General features: G+C 71.0%; 15 protein-coding genes. 6 read left to right on the forward strand and 9 right to left on the reverse strand.

Features of this window, described 5'->3' with window-relative positions; translation table 11 throughout:
• Window positions 1-4: 4 nt before the first annotated feature.
• Window positions 5-808 carry a helix-turn-helix transcriptional regulator gene (locus GA0070561_RS10725; RefSeq protein WP_208603732.1) on the reverse strand — a complete coding sequence of 268 codons (804 nt, stop codon included), beginning with the start codon at window positions 806-808 and terminating at the stop codon, window positions 5-7.
• Window positions 809-858: 50 nt separating this feature from the next.
• Here GA0070561_RS10725 and GA0070561_RS10730 point away from each other — a divergent pair, with 50 nt between their 5' ends.
• Together GA0070561_RS10730 and GA0070561_RS10735 are read left to right on the forward strand one after the other, a co-directional pair.
• Window positions 859-1,281 carry a DUF2000 domain-containing protein gene (locus GA0070561_RS10730; RefSeq protein WP_091399078.1) on the forward strand — a complete coding sequence of 141 codons (423 nt, stop codon included), beginning with the start codon at window positions 859-861 and terminating at the stop codon, window positions 1,279-1,281.
• Window positions 1,282-1,377: 96 nt separating this feature from the next.
• Entirely contained in the window at window positions 1,378-2,991 is a 1,614-nt protein-coding gene (locus GA0070561_RS10735; RefSeq protein WP_091399081.1) for a ricin-type beta-trefoil lectin domain protein, read from the forward strand.
• 52 nt (window positions 2,992-3,043) lie between these two features.
• On the opposite strand, the gene GA0070561_RS10740 is transcribed toward GA0070561_RS10735, so the two are convergent.
• Window positions 3,044-5,563: an ABC transporter permease gene (locus tag GA0070561_RS10740; protein WP_244166147.1), complete on the reverse strand. Its 2,520-nt coding sequence runs from the start codon at window positions 5,561-5,563 to the stop codon at window positions 3,044-3,046.
• A gap of 8 nt (window positions 5,564-5,571) precedes the next feature.
• Entirely contained in the window at window positions 5,572-6,330 is a 759-nt protein-coding gene (locus tag GA0070561_RS10745) for an ABC transporter ATP-binding protein (protein ID WP_091399087.1), read from the reverse strand.
• A 146-nt stretch (window positions 6,331-6,476) separates the two neighbouring features.
• Between GA0070561_RS10745 and GA0070561_RS10750 the strand changes: the two genes are divergently transcribed.
• The 4 genes from GA0070561_RS10750 to sthA all read left to right on the forward strand — a co-directional run bounded on the left by GA0070561_RS10750 (window position 6,477) and on the right by sthA (window position 10,879).
• Window positions 6,477-7,679, forward strand: a complete 1,203-nt coding sequence (locus GA0070561_RS10750) for a sensor histidine kinase (protein ID WP_091399089.1) — start codon at window positions 6,477-6,479, stop codon at window positions 7,677-7,679.
• Window positions 7,676-8,314 (forward strand): response regulator, encoded by a 639-nt coding sequence (locus tag GA0070561_RS10755; RefSeq protein ID WP_091399091.1) that lies wholly within the window; start codon window positions 7,676-7,678, stop codon window positions 8,312-8,314. Before GA0070561_RS10750 ends, GA0070561_RS10755 begins: the two co-directional genes overlap by 4 nt.
• An 88-nt stretch (window positions 8,315-8,402) precedes the next feature.
• The gene (locus GA0070561_RS10760) at window positions 8,403-9,422 is read left to right on the forward strand and encodes a cellulose binding domain-containing protein (protein WP_091399094.1); all 1,020 of its coding nucleotides are present in this window, start codon (window positions 8,403-8,405) and stop codon (window positions 9,420-9,422) included.
• A 53-nt stretch (window positions 9,423-9,475) separates the two neighbouring features.
• A complete protein-coding gene (gene sthA / locus GA0070561_RS10765; protein ID WP_091399097.1) occupies window positions 9,476-10,879 on the forward strand; it encodes a Si-specific NAD(P)(+) transhydrogenase in 1,404 nt (467 codons plus the stop codon).
• Window positions 10,880-10,884: 5 nt separating this feature from the next.
• On the opposite strand, the gene GA0070561_RS10770 is transcribed toward sthA, so the two are convergent.
• From GA0070561_RS10770 to GA0070561_RS10795, 6 genes are all read right to left on the reverse strand, one after another.
• On the reverse strand, window positions 10,885-11,289 hold the full coding sequence (locus GA0070561_RS10770) for a hypothetical protein (protein WP_244166148.1): 405 nt from the start codon (window positions 11,287-11,289) through the stop codon (window positions 10,885-10,887).
• 203 nt (window positions 11,290-11,492) lie between these two features.
• Entirely contained in the window at window positions 11,493-12,680 is a 1,188-nt protein-coding gene (locus GA0070561_RS10775; protein WP_091399100.1) for an alpha/beta hydrolase family protein, read from the reverse strand.
• Entirely contained in the window at window positions 12,677-13,042 is a 366-nt protein-coding gene (locus GA0070561_RS10780) for a transcriptional regulator (protein ID WP_091399102.1), read from the reverse strand. The genes GA0070561_RS10775 and GA0070561_RS10780 overlap by 4 nt, the downstream gene beginning before the upstream one ends.
• Window positions 13,039-13,743 (reverse strand): hypothetical protein, encoded by a 705-nt coding sequence (locus GA0070561_RS10785; protein WP_091399106.1) that lies wholly within the window; start codon window positions 13,741-13,743, stop codon window positions 13,039-13,041. The genes GA0070561_RS10780 and GA0070561_RS10785 overlap by 4 nt, the downstream gene beginning before the upstream one ends.
• Before the next feature lie 205 nt (window positions 13,744-13,948).
• Window positions 13,949-15,331, reverse strand: coding sequence for a glycoside hydrolase family 10 protein (locus GA0070561_RS10790; RefSeq protein ID WP_091399110.1), 1,383 nt, complete (start codon window positions 15,329-15,331; stop codon window positions 13,949-13,951).
• Window positions 15,332-15,371: 40 nt separating this feature from the next.
• Window positions 15,372-16,712: an extracellular catalytic domain type 1 short-chain-length polyhydroxyalkanoate depolymerase gene (locus tag GA0070561_RS10795; RefSeq protein WP_091399113.1), complete on the reverse strand. Its 1,341-nt coding sequence runs from the start codon at window positions 16,710-16,712 to the stop codon at window positions 15,372-15,374.
• Window positions 16,713-16,907: the final 195 nt, after the last annotated feature.

Genomic DNA, 16,907 nt, shown 5'->3' on the forward strand with positions numbered 1-16,907 from the left:
GAGATCAGCTCGGGCGGGGGTAGCGGGCCGGGCTGACGCCCAGGTAGCGCCGAAAGTGGCGGGTCAGGTGCGCCTGGTCGAAGAACCCGGCCGCGACAGCGGTCTCGACGGGCCGCTGCCCGGCGAGGAGCAGGCGACGCGCCAGCTCGACCCGACGGCCGGTCAGGTACGTGTGCGGTGGCACGCCGTGCACCTGGGTGAACGTCCGGACCAGGTGGGTCGGGTGGGCGTGCAGCAGCTGCGCGGCCTCCCCCAGCGTGACGCCCTCGACGGTCCGGGCGTCCAGCAGCTCCCGTAGTCGCACCGCGAGGCCGCGCCCCGGGGGCTGGCCACCGGCCGGGGAGCGCTGGCGGAGCTGGCGGCGTAGCCGGTCCAGGATGAACGCGAGCCGGCTCTCGGCCTCGAACTCGTCGCCGGGTGTGGCGAGCACGTGGTGCAGGTGGTGGACCCGGTCGCGCAGCTGCGGATCGGCCAGGTCCGGCTCGTCGACGGCCCGGCCGACCAGCTCGGCGTCGAGCGCCGAGGTGTCGAGGTACAGGACCCGCTTGCGGAAGCCGTCCGGTGTGGCGGAGCTGCCGTCGTGCGGCACGTACGGCGGCAGCAGGGTGACCGACGTGCGCAACGCGCCGTGCCGGTGCCGGTCCAGGTCGAAGTGGACCGCGCCGTCGTCGACGATCAGCAGCGTCCACACCTCGTGGATGTGCCGGGGGTAGGCGTGGTCGACGAAATGGGCGTGGAAGACCTCGGCGACCCCGGCTACCGCGGGTCGCCACGCTCTGACGTGCGAGCCGGCCGGGCGGGTGGCCACGCTAAGAACGTACAAGACCGGGAGGCGTGGGGGCGGGCAGGCTCGACGGCATGACCGAACCGATCCGCTTTCCCACCAAGATCGCCGTACTGCTCCGCAACGACCTGGCGAGCTGGCAACGCCTGAACGTCACGGCTTTCCTGGTCAGCGGCATCGCGAGCACCCTGCCGGAGCTGGTCGGCGAGGAGTACCGCGACGCGGACGGCACCAGTTACCTGCCGATGTTCGGCCAGCCGGTGCTGGTCTTCGCCGGGGATCGGGCGACGTTGGTCGGCGCGCACACGCGCGCCCTCGCCCGTGGCCTGCGGCTGGCGATCTTCACGTCCGAGCTGTTCGCCACCGGCAACGACCGGGACAACCGTGCCGCCGTCGAGGCGGTCGGACGGGAGAAGCTCGACCTGGTGGGCCTGGCGCTGCACGCGCCGCGCAACGTGGTGGACAAGGTGCTCAAGGGTGCGTCCATGCACCCGTAACGGCATCCGTGGCGACGAAGACATTGATATCGGTGTGTATGGCTGCAATGATTAACACACTTTACAATTGTTTCGCCGCCCCGGAAGGACCCCCACATGGCGCGACGATCGGCCGGGCTCCTGCCCCGCCGCCCCCGCATCAGACTGACCTCCGCGCTCGCCGCGGCCCTGCTCGCCGTACCGACCGGACTGGTCGTCGCCGCGTCGCCCGCGGTGGCGGCCGCGACGGGCGCCATCACCGGGTACGGCGGCAAGTGCGTCGACGTGGCCGCAGCGAACCCGGCCAACAACACACCGGTGCAGCTCTTCACCTGCAACGGCTCCACCGCGCAGCAGTGGACGGTGGCCGACGACGGCACGATCCGGGCGCTGGGCAAGTGCCTGGACATCGCCGCCGCCAGCACCGCCAACGGCGCCCGGGTGCAGATCTACGACTGCAACGGCACCGGAGCCCAGCAGTGGTCGCCCAGCGCCGGGCAACTGGTCAACCCGACCTCGGGCAAGTGCCTCGACGCGACCGGCCCCAGCTCGGCCGACGGCACCCCGCTGCAGATCTGGAGCTGCACCGGCACCGCCAACCAGACCTGGGCGCTGCCCACCGGCGGCGGCACCACACCACCGCCCTCGGGTGGTTTCACCCACCCCGGCGTGCTGGTCAGCCGAGGCCAGCTCGACTTCGTCCGCGGCCGGGTGCAGGCCGGCGCGCAGCCGTGGGCGGCGGCCAACAACCAGATGATGAGCAGCCGGTACGCCTCCCTGTCGCGTACCCCGGCTCCCCGTTCGGTGGTCGAGTGTGGTTCCTACTCCAACCCGAACAACGGCTGCACCGACGAGCGGGAGGACGCGATCGCGGCATACACCGACGCGCTCGCCTGGTACTTCACCGGGGATGCCCGGTACGCGCAGAAGTCGATCCAGATCATGGACGCGTGGTCGGCCACCATCACCGCGCACACCGGCAGCAACGCCCCACTGCAGACTGGTTGGGCCGCCTCGGTCTGGCCCCGGGCGGCCGAGATCATCAAGTACACGTACTCGAGTTGGCCCAACGCCAACCGCTTCGCCACCATGCTGCGCAACGTCTACCTGCCGATGGTGCGCAACGGCTCGAACAGCAACGGCAACTGGGAACTGACCATGATGGAGGCCACCGTCGGCATCGCGGTGTTCCTGGACGACCGGGCCGTGTACGACGCGGCGACCACCCGCTTCCTCAACCGCGCCCGGGCCTTCGTCTACCTGCCCAGCGATGGCGCGTTGCCGTACACGATGCCCGGCAGCGGCCTGGACACCAGCGCGGAGATCATCGGCTACTGGCAGGGCCAGTCCACCTTCGTCGCCGGCCTCGCCCAGGAGACCTGCCGCGACTTCGTCCACACCGGGTACGGGATCTCCGCCATCTCGCACGTCGCGGAGACCTCCCGGATCCAGGGACGGGACCTGTACCCACAGGTCGGTGAGCGGCTGCGTCAGGCGCTGGGCTTCCACTCGCGCTACCAGCTCGGCGAGGCGCCGCCCTCCTGGCTCTGCGGTGGCAGCCTCACCCGGGGCCTCGGGCCGATCACCGAGGTCGGCTTCAACGCGATGAGCACCCGGTTGGGCAACGTCATGACGAACACCCAGACCCTCACGCTGCAACAACGTCCGGCCGGAACCAACAACCTCTTCGTCGCCTGGGAGACGCTGACCCACGCCAACAACCCCAACTGACCAGGCCGCCGTGGGGTGGCGCCGAAGGCACGGCGCCACCCCACGACTGTGCTCAGTTGTCGGCCCCCAGTGCCTCCACCGGGCTGACCCGCGACGCCCGACGGGCCGGCAGCACCCCGGCCAACGCGGTCAGCCCGACCAGCACCACGAAGAGCCCGGCCAGCGGCAGCAGCGGCGCGGTCAGCGGTGCCTCGATCCCGAGGGTCTGGACCGCCAACCAGGCGTACGGAATGCCGAGCACCAGGCCGATGGTCGCGCCGATCACCCCGTACAGGCCGGACTCGATGGTCAGCATGGTGCGCAGGCCGGTCCGGGACAGCCCGATCGCCCGGAGCAACCCGGACTCGCGTACCCGTTCGACCACCGACAGCGCGGTCGTGGAGCCCACGCCGACAACCGCGATCAGCACGGTCAGGCTGACCAGACCGACAGCGATCCAGACCAGGGTGCGCACCAACGCGTCGTTGCGGTCCCGTTCGTCGGCGAGCACCGCGAGGCCCACCCCGGCGCTGCCCCCGATCGCCTGCCGCAGGGCCCGCACGCCGGCGGTGCGACCGTCCTCGCCGGCGCCTGCCGCGTCGGCCAGCAGACCGGTGTACGCGGCCGGCACACCGAGCCGGTCCAGGTCGGCCGGATCGGCGAGGATGCCCGCGTGCAGCGGCCCGTCACCGGGCAGGACCCCGGCCACCCGCACCTCGACAGTGCGGGTGGCGACGGCGAGCGTGACAGTGTCGCCGGCCCGCAGACCCGCGTCCCGCGCGACCCAGCTGTTGAGCACGATCCGGCCGGGGCCACGATCGGTCAGGGTGCCCTGGGCCACGTCCAGGTCGCCGGTGCTCGGCAACGCCGCCAGGTCCAGGTCGCTGGTCGGATAACCGGCCTCGACGTCGCCGAGCTTGTCCGCGCCGCGCAGCAGCGTGGCGTCGTCGACCATCCGGTACGGCACTACCCTGGCCAGCGCACCGTGTGCCGCCTCGGCCCGGCTCACGACGGCTGGCGGGAGCGTCCCACCGTTGCTGGTGACCTCGAAGTCGGACGGGGCCGAGAGCGCCATCTCGCGGTCGGTGAGGATCCTAAGCGACGCACCGCCGATGACCACCCCGGAGATCAGGGTCACGCCCAGCGCAACCACGACGGAGACCGCGGCGGCGCGGCGCGGCGTCCCGCCGATTCCGCCGACCGACATCCGCCCGAGCGGCCCGAGCTGGCGCAGCGGCCAACCCACCACGGCCAGCACCGGACGCACCAGCAGCGGCCCGAGGGCCACCAACGCGAAGAACGCCAACGCGCCGGACCCGACCAGCAGGAGCATTGGCATCGACGGGTCGTAGTCCGACTGGTCCGGCTTCGGCAACTGGCTGATCGTCCCGACCGCCGCCAGGACCGCGCCGACGGCCAGGAGCAGGCCGAAGACCAGACGTGACACCCCGATGCCGCGGCGGCCGGCGGTGACGCTCGCCGCCCGCAGCGCCTCCAGCGGGGAGACCCGGGCGGCGGACAGCGCCGGTGCCAGCACGGCCAGCACGGTGATCACGACGGCACCGATCACCACAGTGACCGCCGCCGCCAGCGGCAGGCCCGGCGAGGAGACCGCGTGGCCGGTGGCGCGCAGGATCGCCGGCAGCGCGTACCCGAGGGTGAGGGCGCTGGCAACCCCGACGACGCCGGCGACCAGCCCGGTCAGGGCTCCCTCGGCGGTCAGGGCCCCCACCAGGGTGGCCCGACTCGCGCCGACAGCCCGCAGCAGCGCGAGCTGCCGCATCCGCTGGGCGAAGACGATGCGGAAGGTCGAGGTGACCACCAGCGCCGCCGCGACGACCGCGATGGAGACGAACATGCCGACCAGGATGAAGAGTCTCCCGACCTGTTCGGCCGCCGCCTGGGCCTCGGCCTCGCGCACCTCGGCGCCGGAGCGGATCGGCTGGCCGGCGACCGCCGCGGTGACCCGTTGGCGGACCGCGTCGGTCGAGGCCCCGGGGGCCACCCGCACGTCGACGCGCTCGACAGTCGTCAGGCGCGCCCAGGCGATCACGGCGCTGTCCGGGGCGTACGCGTCGTAGCCGGCGTCGGCGCTGCTCTCCACCAGGCCGGTCACGGTGAGCGGGGCGGGCGTGGTGAGTTCACCGCCGGTGCCGCTGGTGGTGGTGCCCACCGAGAGCCCGAGCCGTTCGGCGGTACGCGGCGTGATCGCGATTTCGCCCGGCTGGTCCGGGTAGCTGCCCTCGATCACCCGGACCGTGGTCAGCGGGCCGGTACCCGGATCGGACTGGAGGTTGAGGTACCCCTCGCCGATGGAGACCCCGGTCGAGACCCGGGCCACCGCCTCGGCCACCCCGGGCACGGCCCGGACCTGCCGCACGTCGGTCACTGTGGGTGGCGGCACGTCAACGCTGCCGATCACCAGGGCGGTGACGGCCGGGGTGCCGCTGAGGTTGTCCCGCACGGTCCGTTCGGTGATCTGTTGCACCAGCACGGTGCCGAACACGACGAACGACGCGACCAGGATCGCCAGGCCGGTCAGGATCAGCCGGCCGGGCCGCCGGGCCGCGGCGGTCGTCTGGGTACGCAGCACTGTCGCCCTCATCGGCGGGCCGCCAGGTCGCGCAGGGCGTCGGTGACCGACACCTGGTTCGGCTTGTCGATCTCGCCGGCCAGCCGCCCGTCGGCGAGCAGCACCACCCGGTCGGCGTACGCGGCGGCGATCGGGTCGTGGGTGACCATGACGACGGTCTGGCCGAGATCGCGTACCGAGTCGCGCAGGATGGTGAGCACCTCCGCGCCCGAGCGGGAGTCGAGGTTGCCGGTCGGCTCGTCGGCGAAGACCACCTCGGGCCGTGCCACCAGCGCCCGGGCCAGCGCCACCCGCTGCTGCTGGCCGCCGGACAGCTCGCTGGGCCGGTGGTTCAGGCGGTCGCCGAGGCCCAGCACCCGCACCAGGTGCGCGAGGAGTTCGGCGTCGGGCTGCCGACCGGCGAGGTCCAGCGGCAGCGTGATGTTCTGCGTGGCGGTGAGCTGCGGCAGCAGGTTGAAGGACTGGAAGACGAACCCGATCCGCTCCCGGCGTACCCGGGTCAGCGTCCGGTCCGACTGGCCGGTCAGCTCCGTGCCGCCGAGCAGGACGCGACCGGAGGTGGCCGTGTCGAGGCCGGCGAGGCAGTGCATCAGGGTCGACTTGCCGGACCCGGACGAGCCCATGATCGCGGTGAACTCGGCCCGGCCGAAGCCGACCGAGACCCCGTCCAGGGCACGGACGGCGGTGTCGCCGCTGCCGTACACCTTCACCAGGTCGACCGCGGCGACCGCGGCGTGGCTGGTCTCCGGCGGGGCGTGGGTTGTCATCGTTCCTCCAGTGGCTGCGTGGTGACCGGCAAAGCGTCGCCGCCACCGGTGGGTGCGCGCATCGGCCCGGGGCCGGGTATCGCCGGTGCCGGGTCTGCCTTTTGGCCGATCCGCCACCTCCACCCGGCTAGCTACGCTGGGTCACCATGAGCGCGCCGGATCTTCGACGTCTGTGGGTACGCCTGGCCCAAGCGGCCGGGCTGGTGGCCTTCGGCCTGCTCGCCCTCTTCGACTTTGCGGCCAGCACGGCGGATGACTCCGGTATCGGTACTCTTCTGCTCCTGCTGGTGCCGATGGGGTTGGCGGTGGCGACGGTGCCGCTGTGGCTGCCGGTGCACCGGCTGGGTTCCCGCCGGCTGCCGCTGGCCGCGCTGGCACTCGCCACCGCCTCACTGGCCGTGACCGCAGGGGTGGTGCTCCTCTCCGGAGGCGGCGGCATCCTGCTCGCCCGCACCTGGGGGCTCGCCGAGTCGGCCGGGCTGATCGGCGTGGTCTTCGTGGTGAGCCGCTGGGGCGCGCCGCGGCTCGCCCCGTGGGCGGCGGTGGCCGCCGGGCTCGCCGTCGCCGCGATGCCGCTGCGCGTCGGCACCGAGAACCTGCTGGTGATCTTCGGCCTGCTCCAGGTGCTCGCTGCGGCCGGCGCCGCCGGGGTGGGGCTCTACCTGCGCATCATGGCCGCCGGCCGGGAGCGGGCCATCGCGCTGGTCCGGGCCGAGCAGCGCGCCGAGTTCGCCCGGGACCTGCACGACTTCATCGCCCACCACGTCACCGGCATCGTGGTGCAGGCGCAGGGCGCTCGGTTCGTCGCCGAGCAGGACCCGCAACGGGTGATCGTCGCCTTGGAGCAGATCGAGCGGGCCGGCGCGGAGACGATGGCCTCGATGCGGCGGATGGTCGGCATCCTGCGCAACCCGGACGCCCCGCCGGACGCGCCGCTGGCGCCACTGGCCGGGGTGACCGAACTGGAGCCGCTGCTGACCGGGTACAACGGCGCGGCGAACGCGCCGGCACGACTGCACGTCGACGGCGACCTGAACGGACTGCCGGTGGAGGTGTCCACGTCGGCGTACCGGGTGGTGATGGAGGGGCTGACCAACACCCGCCAGCACGCGCCGGACGCGCGGTCAGTGGACGTGGCGGTGCGGCGTACCCCGGACTGGTTGCTGGTCCGGGTCGCCGACGACGGCGCGTCGCCGCGCACCGCGCCGGCGCGGGGGCACGGCTTCGGTCTGATCGGCCTCACCGAGCGGGTCCGCGCCCTGGGCGGCACGATCACCGCAGGGCCCGGCGTCGCCGGTGGCTGGGTGCTCGACGCGGCGTTCCCGCTCCACGTGGCGGTGACGCCGTGATCCGCGTGCTGATCGCCGATGACCAGGCCATGGTCCGGACCGGCTTCGGCATGATCATTGGCGCCCAGTCGGACATGGAGGTGGTCGGCGAGGCCGCCGACGGCGTCCAGGCCGTCGAACTGGCCCGACGACTGCGCCCGGACGTGGTGCTGCTGGACATCCGGATGCCCCGCCTCGACGGCCTTGAGGCACTGCGGCTGCTCGCGGGGCCGGGCGTCGCCGACCCGATCCGAGTGGTCGTCGTGACGACCTTCGACCTCGACGAGTACGTGCACACCGCGCTCTCCAACGGCGCGTGCGGCTTCCTGCTCAAGGACTCCGGCCCGGCCCTGCTGGTGGAGGCGGTCCGCGCGGCCGTGTCCGGCGACGCGCTGATCAGCCCCTCGATCACGGTACGGCTGTTGGAGCACCTCAGCTCGCCGGCTCCGGCGCGCGACGACGGTGGCCTGTCGCCACGGGAACTCGACGTCGTGAAGCTCGTCGCCCGGGGCCTGACCAACGCCGAGATCGCCACCCAGCTCTTCATCGCCGTGGGCACTGTCAAGACCCACCTGGCGAGCGTGCAGATGAAACTGAAGGCCCGCAACCGGGTCGAGATCGCCGCCTGGGCGTGGGAACGCCGCCTCGTGGGCTGACGGGACACCGGTCCGACCGGCACTGCCCTAACATCAATGGAAGTCGATAACTGGTCCGCTGCGGTCACTCGGAAGCGAGGTCATCATCGTGCCTGATCATCCGTTCCGCAGAATCCGGTCCACGGTCTCCGCCCTGGCCGCGTGCGCGCTGGCGGTGACAGTGGTCGCGGCGGGCGCGACCCCGGCGTACGCCGCAGCGGACACCGAACGGCCCACCGCGCCCGGCCCGATCACTGTCGTCGCCATCGACACCACCTCGGTCGAGCTGACCTGGGCGGCCTCGACCGACGACGTGGGCGTGGTCCGCTACCCGGTTGGCGCGCAATACGAGGATTCCGGCGCCCAGTATTCGACAGACACCAACAGCATCCGGATCACCAACCTGCGGCCGTCGCGCACGTACACCTTCTCGGTGTGGGCGCTGGACGCGGCCGGCAACAGCTCGGTGTCCAACCCGACCCTGCGGCTGACGATGCCACCGGGCGACGACCAACCGCCGAGCGCGCCGGGCCAACCGGTGGCGTACGACGTCACCGCCGCTGTGGTCCGGCTGCGCTGGGCGCACTCGGTGGAGAACGTCGCCCTCGACCGGTACGAGGTGTTCCGGGTCGACGCCGGCGGCACTCTCACCCGGGTCCGCGAGGTGTACCAGTACCCGCCCGTGAACAGTGCACAGATCAGCGGGTTGGCACCGAACACCACGTACACCTTCGTGGTGCAGGCCCGCGACGAGGTCGGACACCTGTCCCCGCTGTCCGCACCGGTCACCGTGACCACCCTGCCGCCGCCGCCAACCTGTTCGGTTCGGTCGACCGTGGGGCAGTGGCCCGACGGTTTCGTGGCACGCCTCCAGGTCACGAACACCGGCTCGACGGCGATCGACGGGTGGACGATGAGGTGGCGGTTCTACGCCGGCCAACAACTGCGCAGCCTGTGGGGTGCGGAGGTCGTCGACCGCGACAGCAGCTACCTGCGCGTGCGCAACGTGCGCTACAACGCGGTGATCCCGCCCGGCGGCACGGTGTCGCTGGGTCTCGTCGCCACCGGCACGCAACTGCCGGAGGAGATCACGCTGAACGGCGGCCTCTGCACTGTGGCAGACGAATAACGCTCGACTCCGGGGTCTGGCGCCAGCCACGACATCTTGCGACGCTAACGCGTGTGTATGACTACGACCTGTTGGTGCTGGGCTCCGGACCCGGCGGTCAGAAGGCCGCGATCGCCGCCGCCAAGCTCGGCAGGCGGGTCGGCATCGTGGACCGCCGCGACATGATCGGTGGGGTGTGCATCAACACCGGCACCGTGCCCTCCAAGACGCTGCGCGAGGCCGTGCTCTATCTGACCGGCCTGAGTCAGCGGGACCTGTACGGCAGCAGCTACCGGGTCAAGGAAGAAATCACGGTCAGCGACCTGGCGGCCCGGACGCAGCATGTGATCACCAGGCAGACCGACGTCATCCGCAATCAACTGGCCCGCAACCGGGTCGCGATGATCACCGGCACCGGGCGTTTCGCCGACGCGCACTCGATCTGGGTCGACGGCGGCTCCGGCCGCGAGTCCAAGGTGACCTTCGACAAGATCGTCATCGCGGCGGGCACCCGCCCGGCCCGCCCGGACAGCGTCGACTTCGACGACCGGACGATCGTGGACTCCGACGGCGTCATCAACCTTCAGGCCGTACCCCGCAGCATGGTCGTGGTCGGCGCCGGCGTGATCGGCATGGAGTACGCCTCGATGTTCGCCGCGCTCGGCACCAAGGTGACGGTGGTGGAACGCCGCGAGCGGATGTTGGATTTCTGCGACGACGAGGTCGTCGAGTCACTCAAGTACCACCTGCGCGACCTGTCCGTGGCGTTCCGCTTCGGCGAGGAGGTCGCCGCCGTGGAGAAGCACCAGACGGCGGCGCTGTGCATCCTCAAGAGCGGCAAGAAGATCGTCGCCGACACGGTGATGTACTCGGCCGGGCGGCAGGGTCAGACCGACGACCTGGCGTTGGAGGCGGCCGGGCTGGAGGCGGACCGACGCGGCCGGATCACTGTGGACGCCAACTACCGCACCCCGGTGGAGAACATCTACGCCGTCGGCGACGTGATCGGATTTCCCGCGCTCGCGTCCACCTCGATGGAGCAGGGCCGGCTGGCCGCGCAGCACGCCTGCGGCGAGCCGATCCGGGAGATGCACGGCCTACAACCGATCGGCATTTACACGATCCCGGAGATCAGTTTCGTCGGGCAGACCGAGGCGCAGCTCACCGAAAACTCGACACCGTTCGAGGTGGGCATCGCCCGCTACCGCGAGTTGGCCCGGGGTCAGATCGTGGGCGACTCGTACGGGATGCTGAAGCTGCTCGTCTCCCCCGACGACGGCCGCCTGCTCGGGGTGCACGTGTTCGGCACCGCCGCCACCGAGATCGTCCACATCGGTCAGGCGGTGATGGGCTGCGGCGGCACGATCGACTACCTGGTCGACGCGGTGTTCAACTACCCGACGCTGGCCGAGGCGTACAAGGTCGCAGCCCTTGACGCGTCCAACAAGATCCGCAACATCACCCGCATCGACGGCTGAGCCGTTCAGCCAGGCAGCGGGGCGTACTCGGCAACCAGGTACGAGCGGTAGGTGATCACGGCGGGGATCGTCACGTTCAACATGCCCGCTGTCGTGGTCAACACCTCCTCGTAGCCGAGCAGCGCACCCGATTCGGTGTCGATGATGACCGTGTACTGGGCGGGCAACCCGTGGGCGCTGGACGTGATCGAGAAGGCCTCGCCGGCGCGGCTGGCGCGGTCGGTGACGGTGCCGGTCACGGTGACGCCCGGAAGGTCGGCCAGCAGCCGCAGCGTCGTGGCCCGCTGCGCCGGATTCAGCAGCCGCACACCGACCAACTCGGCCACGTACTCCAGATGCTGCACCGGCGCCTCGGGCGGCGACCCGCCTGCGATGAACCACTCGCCCAGCGCGGCGACGTTCGTCGGCACCGCACCCTGCCAGCGCGAGGTGAACTCGCCAGCGGCGTAGTCGGTTGTCTCCCGGTACGAGCCGACCCGGCCGCCCCGCCGCTGCCACTCCTTCCGGTCGGCATCAGAGCGGAATCGCCGGAATAGCGCTGCCCACCGTCAACGCCGGTTCACCGTCACTCCCCAAGCGCCCGCTCTACACCCGGGTACCAACTCGGCGTGGGTCAGGCGATAAACCGCACCTCCGGGAAGGCCGGGTTCGGGCCGCTGAGCAGGCGCTGCGGCTGGTGGCGTAGGTGCAGGTCGAAGAACGCGAGTGGGTACGCCTGCTGGATCCGCACCGCCCGGGTCGGGTCGAGGGTGCCGATCCAGCCGGCGAGGGCCTCGTCGGGCATTCCGGTGATCGTCGCCAGTTGCGGGATCAGCCACTGGAGGTCGCAGTACGACCCGTGGGCCGCACCCTCGGCGTGCACGTTGAGCCGCCATCCGCGCAGGTGTGACCAGAACTCGGCGACGCTCGACTCGGGGGTCCGGGTGTACTCCGCAGTCAACAGCATGAACGGCCGGTCCAGGTCGGTGGCCGGTGGGGCCGATTCCATCGGGCCGTCGAAACTCAGCCCGGCCCGCACGCGCCGATCGGTGTTCATGACGAGCGCGGTCGCGGTGGCGCCCTTCGACCAGCCGAACATGCCGATGCGACGCAGGTCGAGTGCCACGCCCAGGCCGGCCGGCAGCGCACGGCACTCGGCGTCCGGGTTGCGGCCGGCGGCGAGGTCCTCGATGCGGTCGAGGACGAACCGGACGTCGTGGGCGGAGTCCCATGGTGCGAACGGCATGTCGGCGGGGACGGTGAGTCGGCCGTCGGGGAACTCGCCGTACGCGTCGTACGTGTGATCCACCGTGACCACGGCGTAGCCCTGGCTGGCGAGTTCCTGGACCACGATGGTGGTCTCGGATCGGTGACCGTTGTTGCCGTGGGAGAACACGATCACGGGCAGCTGGCCAGGTGTCCGCAATGCCGGAGCTCCCTCGTGGCCGGCCGTGAGGGGCGCCGCCGCGATGTCGGCGTCGAAGTCGCTGGCCGCGAGCAGCGCGCGCGTCGGCGCGGCGGGCATCCACGGCGTCCGCGGATAATGCCGAGCGTCCCGCGTGGCGGGGTACCAGACGCTGGCCATCAGTTCGCGGTAGCGCCCCGGGCCGGCGACGGGATCCGGGCGTGATCTGTCCACAAGGTGCAGCGCCACGGTGCCCACGGGGTGCTGCCCGGTGGGCGGGGGCAGCGTGAGCCGGGGCGGGCCGGACGCGGCCTTCACCGGGGCAGCCCACCCGCGGCCGGCGCCACCGAGCGGCACGGCGACCCCGGTGACGAGCGCGGCTGCGAGCAGATGTCGGCGGTTCAGTGTGGTGGTCATCGATCCTCCGGGATGTCGGTGTTCTCGACTCGTGCGATGAGCACCTTCAGACGCGTGACCTCCGCGGCGAGCGCGGCGCTGCCGGCGGGGGTCAGCGTGATCCAGGTGCGGCCGCGCCGACCCTCGTAGCCCTTCTCGACCCCGATCAGGCCGGCCGTCTCCAGCACGCTCAGGTGCTTGGAGAGGTTGCCGGCGGTCAGTTCGAGCTGGGTGCGCAGGAAGCCGAACTCGACCCGGCGGGCCTCGTGCGCGATGGTGAGGATGCCGAGCCGGACCCGCTGGTGCACCACGTCGTCAAGGTCTGTGACCGGATGCGCGGGTGCCGTCTCGTCCGGCGCGGGGGTGTCGTCGGGGTCGGTCATCGGGCCCGCCGCAGCCGCTGGGCGAGCGCGAAGCCGGTGCTGCCCAGCAGCAGCAAGCCGCCGGTGATGACCAGCATGGGTGCGAACTGCCAACGGCCGCCCCAGTGGACTGCCCAGCCGAAGGTGACCGGCACGAGCACCACCGTCAGGTACCCGAGGGCGAACAGCAGCAGCGCGGGGTGCCGTTCCAGCCAGGCCAGCACCAGCAGGGCGAGCCCGATCCCGCCGGTCGGAGTGAGCAGCCGGAACAGGACCTGGACGGAGGTGGACGGGTCGAGGAGCTGCGGGTCGGGGACGATCCACGCCCCGGTGCCGGCTGCGAGGGCGGCGAACAGCACGACCGTGAGCGCGACACCGGTGAGCACGTACGGTCGCACCCGGGCGTCCACTCCGCGGGCCCGGGCGACCCGCAGGTACCCGCGGGCGATCACCACGTACGCCAGGAGCAGCGCCGCCAGCCAGTAGAGCTGCGGGGCTGGTTCCCAGACTTTGCATACCTGACCGCCGTCCACCGCACGGCAGCCGCTGGTGACCGTGGGGCCCCAGCCGGAAACGGGAATCGCGCCGAAGGTCACGACGGCCAGCACCAGCAGCGGCAGCCACGTCACCCGCTGGGTCAGACGTACTCGGCGCGCCAGGCCGCGCGCCTCAGCCAGGAGCCGGCGGGGATCGCCGTCGGCAGGAACCGCGTGGGAAGTCATGCCAACAGGTTTCCACAACAAACCTATTGGCGATAGTCCCGACCGCGTACGGATTTTCCGTCCCGCACAGCGCACCCCCATCCACCCCGGTGATCAAGAGGTTTGCGTCATGACAGGTCATCAGGATGACGCAAACTTCTTGATCAACGAGGGCTGGGATGGGCCGGTGCGGAGGCGGTGGGCCTCCGCACCGGCCGGTGGGCTTTTAGCGGGCTGAGCAGGTGGGGCTGAGGCTGCCGGCGGTGCCGTTGGCCTGGAACCCGTACTCGGTGGATTGTCCGGCGCCGACCTGGCCGTTGTAGGCCACGTTCGTCCAGTTGGTCGTGCCGGTGTTACCGCTGCGGTTGGCGCTCCACGCGTTGGTGACCGTCGCGCCGGACGGCAGCGCGATCGTCACCGTCCAGCCGCTGAGGGCCGACGAGCCGGCCGTCACTCGAACATTCGCCACGAAGCCACCCGTCCACTGGTTCACCGACACCGTCGCCGTGCAGCCACCCGGGCCCGGAGGCGGAGTCGTGGGCGGGTCGGTCGGCGGGTCGGTCGGCGGGTCGGTCGGCGGGTCCGTCGGCGTGGTGCCGTTGTTCAGCGCCGCGAGAACCGCGTCGTACGCGGGCTTCTTCGAGCCGTTGCTGTTGAACAGCAGCGGGGTCTGCGAAGCCCGCCACGAGTCACTGTCACGGATGCCCCACACGGTGATGCCGTTGCAGCGGGCCACGGCCAGGCAGTCCTCGACGACGCTGCGGTAGGTGCTCGCCGAGGCGCCCTGGATGTCCAACTCGGTGATCTGCACGTCCACACCGAGCGCCGCGAAGCTCGACAGCGTGGTGCGGTAGTTGCTCACGTACGGGGATTCGTTGTTGAAGTGCGACTGGAAGCCCACGCAGTCGATCGGCACGCCACGGGCCTTGAAGTCGCGCACCATGTTGTAGACGCCCTGGGTCTTGGCGTGCGTCCAGTTGTCGGTGTTGTAGTCGTTGTAGCAGAGCTTCGCGCCCGGATCCGCGGCACGCGCCGCCCGGAACGCCGCCTCGATCCAGTCGTTGCCGGTGCGCTGGAGGTTGGAGTCGCGACGGCCTCCGGAGCTGCCGTCGGCGAACGCCTCGTTCACCACGTCCCACGCCACGACCTGACCGCGGAAGTGGGTGGCCACCTGCGTGACGTGATTGAGCATCGCCTGCCGCAGCGCGCTGCCGCTCATGCTCTCCATCCAGCCGGGCTGCTGCGAATGCCACGCCAGCGTATGACCCCGCACGCTCATCCCACGGCTGCGCGCGTGGTTGACGATCTGGTCCGCCGCCCCGTAGCTGAACTGACCCTGCTGCGGCTCGGTGGCGTTCATCTTCATTTCGTTCTCGGCGGTCACCATGTTGAACTCACGGTTCAAAATCGTGGTGTACGCACTGTCGGAGAGCTTGAATCCGGCCACCGCCGTACCGAAGTAGCGACCCTTCTCGGCGGCGGACGCACCGAGCGTCGTCCCAGCCGACGCGGGTGCCGTCGCAAACAGCGCCATGCTGGCGGCGAGGGCACCCGCGCCGGCGAGCGCGATGGCGGCTCTGGATGCCGCCTTCCATCTCGTACTTCTCATCGTGTGGCTCCTTCTGGGGGTGGTGGGGTGGGAAGGGAAATCAGGACACCGAACAGGCGGCACCGTTGAGGGCGAACGACGTGGGCTTGCCGGTGCCGCCCTCGTGCGTGGCCTGGAAGCCGATCTCGACCGACGCGTTCGGGGCGATGGTGTTGTTGTAGGAGACGTTGCGGGCGGTCACCGCGCCGCTCGTCGGGGCGTACTGGGCGTTCCAGCCGCTGGTGATGCGCTGTCCGCTGGGCAGCGTGAAGGTGAGCGCCCAGCCGTTCACGGCGGTGGCACCGGTGTTGGTGATGGCCACGCTCGCGGTGAGGCCGCTGTTCCAGGCGTTGACCGTGTAGCCGACCCGGCAGGCGCCCTCGGTCGGCGGCGGCGTCGTCGGGGGCGGCGTGGTCGGGGGCGGCGTGGTCGGCGGCGGCGTGGTCGGCGGCGGAGTCGTCGGCGGCGGAGTCGTCGGCGGCGGGGTGCCGTCCAGCCCGAAGAAGCGGATCACCTGCGCGGCGTCGACCGGCAGGTTGTGCGTGACACCCTGCATGCTGATCGCCTCGACCGGCGCCATCGGGCCGCTGCTGCCGTACCGGGTGCGGGTGTAGCCGGACTGCGGGGAGTCGGTGTACGTCGGGGTCTGACTCAGCCCGTGCACGTTGGTCCACTGCTTGACCTGCTCACCGAAGTTCGGGTAGCGCAGCGTCTCGTCGTTCGTGCCGTGCCAGATCTGCATCCGGGGTCGCTGGCCGGTGTATCCGGGGTACGCCTCCCGGACGAGGTCACCCCACTGCTGGGCGGTCCGGATGAGTTGCCCGTTGGCGCACTGGCTGTTCCACTCCGAGGTGCCGCCGGTGGCGAAGCAGGCGAACGGCACCCCGGCGAACGAGGCGCCCGCCGCGAACACGTCCGGGTAGACGCCCAGCATGACGTTGGTCATCATCGCCCCGGAGGAGGTGCCGGTGGCGAAGATCCGCGCGGGGTCGGCGGAGTAGCGCTGCCGAACGTAGTCGACCATCGACATGAGCCCGACCGGGTCGCTGCCGCCGCCACGGCGTAACGCCTGCGGCGAGTAGACGTCCCAGCACTTGCTGCTGCGGGTGGCCGACGGGTAGATCACGATGAATCCGTACCGGTCCGCGAGGGAGGCGTACTGGGTGCCCGAGTGGAACGCGGGGCCCGTCCCGGTGCAGTAGTGCATGGCCAGAAGGATCGCCGGTCGGGCCGCCACCCGGTCCGGGACGTACAGGTGCATCTGCAGGTTGGTGGGGTTGGTGCCGAAGTTGGTCACCTGCGTGAGCGTCGCCGCCGACGCGGGAGTGGCGAACGTCAACGCGGCGGCGGCCAGTGTCACGGCCGCCATGACGACGCCAAGCATTTTCGTCTTCAGTGTCATCGTCGCGATCCCTTGCGAAAAAGGCGCGTGGAAGGGGACTTAAGTCGAGGACTGCCCTTCGCCCGACCTTGACCGCGGCTCGCGTGACCATGTCAGCTTCGATCGAGCACACTCGATTGTCAAGACTTCCGGAAACCTTTCGCCGCAACGGTTCCGGCGGTCACCTGCACAGCAATGGGCATCGACGGGCATGAT

This window comes from Micromonospora saelicesensis, assembly GCF_900091575.1.
GTDB lineage: Bacteria > Actinomycetota > Actinomycetes > Mycobacteriales > Micromonosporaceae > Micromonospora > Micromonospora saelicesensis.

Excerpts from the sequence above, each read along its gene's own strand:
- GA0070561_RS10735 (WP_091399081.1), top strand. The coding sequence starts at position 1,378 with ATGGCGCGACGATCGGCCGGGCTCCTGCCCCGCCGCCCCCGCATCAGA.
- GA0070561_RS10780 (WP_091399102.1), bottom strand. The coding sequence starts at position 13,042 with ATGACCGACCCCGACGACACCCCCGCGCCGGACGAGACGGCACCCGCG.
- GA0070561_RS10790 (WP_091399110.1), bottom strand. The coding sequence starts at position 15,331 with ATGAGAAGTACGAGATGGAAGGCGGCATCCAGAGCCGCCATCGCGCTC.
- GA0070561_RS10795 (WP_091399113.1), bottom strand. The coding sequence starts at position 16,712 with ATGACACTGAAGACGAAAATGCTTGGCGTCGTCATGGCGGCCGTGACA.
- GA0070561_RS10730 (WP_091399078.1), top strand. The coding sequence starts at position 859 with ATGACCGAACCGATCCGCTTTCCCACCAAGATCGCCGTACTGCTCCGC.
- GA0070561_RS10775 (WP_091399100.1), bottom strand. The coding sequence starts at position 12,680 with ATGACCACCACACTGAACCGCCGACATCTGCTCGCAGCCGCGCTCGTC.
- GA0070561_RS10745 (WP_091399087.1), bottom strand. The coding sequence starts at position 6,330 with ATGACAACCCACGCCCCGCCGGAGACCAGCCACGCCGCGGTCGCCGCG.
- GA0070561_RS10785 (WP_091399106.1), bottom strand. The coding sequence starts at position 13,743 with ATGACTTCCCACGCGGTTCCTGCCGACGGCGATCCCCGCCGGCTCCTG.
- GA0070561_RS10750 (WP_091399089.1), top strand. The coding sequence starts at position 6,477 with ATGAGCGCGCCGGATCTTCGACGTCTGTGGGTACGCCTGGCCCAAGCG.